At 63.3% G+C, this 2,510-nt stretch carries 2 protein-coding genes; both read left to right on the forward strand.

Annotated elements, in window-relative coordinates; genetic code table 11:
* Positions 1–489: rod shape-determining protein MreD (mreD, locus tag O2807_14560; protein ID MDA1001725.1), on the forward strand; the 489-nt coding region annotated here is incomplete at its 5' end.
* A gap of 2 nt (positions 490–491) precedes the next feature.
* Positions 492–2,402 carry a penicillin-binding protein 2 gene (gene mrdA / locus O2807_14565; GenBank protein MDA1001726.1) on the forward strand — a complete coding sequence of 637 codons (1,911 nt, stop codon included), beginning with the start codon at positions 492–494 and terminating at the stop codon, positions 2,400–2,402.
* Positions 2,403–2,510: the final 108 nt, after the last annotated feature.

Genomic DNA, 2,510 nt, shown 5'->3' on the forward strand with positions numbered 1-2,510 from the left:
GGCATCGTGGTGTTTCAAACCTCGCTCGCCGATTACTTCAACACCTGGCTGGGCATCCGGCCGGACGGCATGCTGCTGGCGGCCCTTTTCCTGGGCATCTACCGGGGAAAGGAAACGGGAGTCGTGGGCGGCTTCCTGCTCGGCCTGATGGAGGATGTGCTCAGCGGCGGGTTGTTGGGGGTCAACGCACTCACCAAAGGTCTGATCGGGAACTTCGCCGGCGGGCTGCGCCGAAATGTAACGAGCCGCGATATTCTCTTTCAGGGCGGGCTCGGCTTTTTCGCCACCATCTTCGACATCACCGTCTCGGCCTTCCTTCTGGCGATCTTCCTGCCCGACTTCCCCATTCCCAAGCAATACTGGTGGGAAGGCGCCAAAAGCACCATACTGAACGCGGCGCTCGGTCCCGTGATCATCGGCCTTCTCGGCGCCGCCCACGCCCGGATAATCCCGGCAACGGGCGGGGTCCCCTATCCGGAGCGAGTTTAGGAATGCCTCCTTCACTGTTCACCCGGCTGAACTTCGAAACCCCGGATAGCTATCGCCGCCGGGTCCGGATTTTCACGACCCTGGTGGCCGTCGTCCTCCTCGCCTTCTTCCTCAGGCTCTGGTATCTGCAGGCGATCCAGGGAGAGCAGTTCCGCAAGCTCTCCGAGAGCAACCGGATCTCCTACCGCCTGGTCCGCAGCCCGCGGGGCCGGGTCTTCGACCGCAACGGAAAGATGCTGGCCGACAGCCGCCCCTCCTTCAACATCTATCTCATCAAGGAAGACCTGAAGGACCGGGAGAGGACACTCCGCCATCTCGCCGGCCTGGCCGGCATCCCCTACGATGAACTCCTCGAGAAAGTCCTCCTGGCCAGCCCGGTGCGCCCCTTCCTCATCAAGGCGGATGTGGACCGCAAGACGGTCGCGAACCTGGAGGAAAACCGGCCGGACCTGCCCGGCGTCTATCTGCAGATCGCCCCCCTGCGCCACTACCGCTTCGACAGCCACGCCGGCCACATCCTCGGCTATCTCGGCGAGGTCAGCGAAAGCCAGCTCAAAAGGCTCAAGAAAAAGAACTACCGCCAGGGAGATTTCATCGGAAAGTACGGCATCGAGAACTCCCAGGAATCTTTTCTGCGCGGCACCAGCGGCTTCAAGCAGATCGAGGTTGACGCCTACGGCCGCGAGCTCACAGTCGTCCGCCCCTTCAAGGAAAGGGCCGGCTACAACGTCGCTCTCACCTTGGACTATGTCCTCCAAGCCAAGGCGGAGGCGCTCTTCGAGAAATACGAGGGCAGCATCGTGGCGCTCGATCCCGAGACGGGCGCCATCCTCGCGATGGTGAGCAATCCCCCCATCAACCCCAATATGTTCGCCGCCGGGATACGGCCCGAGGTCTGGCGCGAGATGAAAAACGATCCGCTCAAGCCGCTCGAGAACCGGGCCACGCGCGGACAGTACCCGCCGGGCTCGATCTTCAAGATCGTCATGGCGTTCGCCACCCTGAACGAAAAAATCATGGGCCCGCACGAGACCGTTAACTGCCGCGGCATCTTCCCGTTCGGGAAGCGCGTCTTCCGGGACTGGAAAGCGGGCGGCCACGGCCCGGTCGATCTCGTTCAATCGCTCGCCCAGAGTTGCGATGTCTACTACTACACCGTCGGCAACAAGCTGGGCATCGAGCGGATCGCCGAATACTCCCACATGTTCGGCTTTGGCCAGTCCACCCGCTTCGACGGCACCCTGGAGAAGGGAGGCCTTGTCGCCTCGGACGCCTGGAAGCGAAAACGCTTCAAGGAAAAGTGGTATCCCGGCGAAACCATCAGCGTTTCCATCGGACAGGGCTTCAATCTCGTGACCCCCATCCAGGCGGCCAACCTCATCGCCACCGTCGCCAACAAGGGGACCCTCTGGCAGCCCTACATCATCGCGCGCGTCTTCTCCGACGACGGCAAGACCATCGCCGCCTACGCCCCAAGGGCGATCCGGCAGATCCCCATCCCGAAGGAGATCTTCGAGCTGGTCCGCAAGGGGCTGTGGGAAGTGGTCAACGGCGTGCGGGGAACCGCGAAGAAGGCCGCCATAGCGGGAATCGGTGTCGCCGGCAAAACGGGCACGGCCCAGACCGTCCGGCTCGACATTACCGGCCGCAAGCGAAAACCCGAGACGCTCCCGCGGAAATTCCGCGACCACGGCTGGTTCGTCGCCTTCGCCCCCTTCGATAAGCCGCGCATCGCCATCGCAATCCTCGGCGAGAACGCGGGCAGGCCCGGCTCTTTCTTCGCTCCCATCGCCCGGGAGTTGATCAAAACCTACCTCCGGCTCGATGGAGAGAAGAAAAAACCGCAGCTTCAAGCCCAAAAACCCTCCGGCGCCGCCACCGCCGCCCGCTCCCGGGAGGAGAGGCGCCCATGAGATCCAGCGCATCCCATGCCGCCCCCCTGACCCCCTTCCAGCGAGCGCTCGGACAGATGGACTGGCTTCTCATCTTCGTCACCCTCGCGCTCTCGGGGATGGGGGTGC

Source organism: bacterium, from assembly GCA_027622355.1.
Lineage (GTDB): Bacteria > UBA8248 > UBA8248 > UBA8248 > UBA8248 > JAQBZT01.

Coding starts and splice junctions, on each gene's coding strand:
- mrdA (MDA1001726.1), top strand. CDS start 492: ATGCCTCCTTCACTGTTCACCCGGCTGAACTTCGAAACCCCGGATAGC.